At 73.9% G+C, this 1,659-nt stretch carries 2 protein-coding genes; one reads left to right on the plus strand and one right to left on the minus strand.

All coding sequences use genetic code 11. The features are described from left to right. Positions 1-4: 4 nt before the first annotated feature. Positions 5-826, plus strand: a complete 822-nt coding sequence (locus FREUN1FDRAFT_RS39015; protein WP_050796213.1) for a YqjF family protein — start codon at positions 5-7, stop codon at positions 824-826. 33 nt (positions 827-859) lie between these two features. On the opposite strand, the gene FREUN1FDRAFT_RS39020 is transcribed toward FREUN1FDRAFT_RS39015, so the two are convergent. Beyond that, a complete protein-coding gene (locus tag FREUN1FDRAFT_RS39020; RefSeq protein WP_006545974.1) occupies positions 860-1,573 on the minus strand; it encodes an O-methyltransferase in 714 nt (237 codons plus the stop codon). Positions 1,574-1,659 lie beyond the last annotated feature (86 nt).

A 1,659-nucleotide genomic window follows, 5' to 3' on the forward strand; every position in this document is an offset into this window, starting at 1 on the left:
CCCGGTGGGCCCGGTGGGCCCGGTGGGCCCGGTGGGCGCGGTGGGGCCGGTGTGCCCGTTCGCCGTCGAGCGCCCGGCTTCGATCCAGCGCTGGGAGCAGCTGACGTTCCTGCACTGGCCGTTCGAGCCGGAGGTGGTGCGCCGTCGGCTGCCGCCGGAGCTGACCGTGGACACCTTCGACGGCCAGGCCTGGGTCAGCCTGGTGCCCTTCGCCATGCGGGTGGCGACCGGCCGCGGCTGGTCGATGCCGTGGATGTCCACGTTCCCGGAGACGAACGTCCGCACCTATGTGGTTGATCGGCGGGGACGTCGCGGGGTCTGGTTCTTCTCCCTGGACGCCGCCAGGCTCCCCGCGGTTCTGGTGGCGCGCGCGGGTTTCCGGCTTCCCTACCTGTGGTCCGCCATGCGGGTCGTCCGTACCGGGGAAGGCTGGTCGGGCCCGCGTGGCACGCTCGGTCAGGACGGCATCGGCCAGGAGGGGATCGGCCAGGACGAGATCGTCTACCGGACGCGGCGTCGCTGGCCGGGGCCGCGTGGGGCGTCCAGCCGGGTGCGGGTCCGGATCGGCGCCGCGTATCAGGCCGGCGAGCTCAGCGCGTTGGACCACTTCCTCACCGCCCGGTGGCGCCTCTACAGCTCGACCGGGCCGAGCCATCGGACGGTGCCGGCCTGCCACGACCCCTGGCCGCTCCACCGGGCGGATCCCGTGGAGCTCGACGACGGGCTGCTGCGTGCGGCCGGGTTCGCCCCGCCGGCGGTCGAGCCGCTGATGCACTACTCGCCCGGTGTGCAGGTGCGGATCGGCAGCCCGGAACGGTATCTCTGACCGCTCCCGGCCAGTCGGCCAGTGTCAGTGGGCCTACGGCAGCTTGCGGGCGAGGGTCAGCCCGTCGGCGACGGGCAGCATGACGACCTGGACCCGCCGGTCACGGGCGAGCGCCTCGTTGAAGGCCCGCATGGCGACGACGTTCGGGCTGGCCTCGGTCCCGGCTCCGTCCTCGGCGAGCACCCGCCCGGACTGCAGGACGTTGTCCACGATGATCAGGCCGTTCGGGTTCAGCCGGGGCAGCAGCAGCTCGAGGTAGGTCTGGTACGCCTCCTTGTCGGCGTCGATGAAGGCGAGATCGAAGGTGGGCCGCGCGGGCAGCTGCGCCAGCGACTCGGCTGCCGGGCCGAGGCGGAGTTCCACCCGGTCGCTCACTCCGGCCCGCTCCCAGTAGCGCCGTGCGATGGACGTCCACTCGTCACTGACGTCCAGGCACAGCAGCCGGCCGCCGGGCGGCAGGGCGCGGGCCACGCACAGCGAGGAGTAGCCGGTGAAGGTCCCGATCTCGATGGCGCGGGACGGCGCGATCGCCGCGGTCAGGATCGTCAGCAGGGCGCCCTGATCGGCGGGGATCTGCATCCCGGCGGCGCCGCCCAGGGCCGCGGTCTCGGCCGTGAGGTCCGCGAGGATGTCGTCGGTTGGTGACCCGTGGGTGACGAGGTACCGATACAGCTGCGGGGGCAGGAAACCGGACTTGCCGTGGAAGGAGTGCCCGCCGGCGGGCGGGGCGTCCGAACGGGAGGTCACGCGTCGAGGCTATCGAAGCGGCCCGGCGCCCGGCCGCCCGCGCGGTTCCCGGGCAGCGGCAGCGGCAGCGGGCGGCGGGCGGCGGG

This window comes from Parafrankia sp. EUN1f, assembly GCF_000177675.1.
In the GTDB taxonomy this organism is placed as follows: domain Bacteria; phylum Actinomycetota; class Actinomycetes; order Frankiales; family Frankiaceae; genus Parafrankia.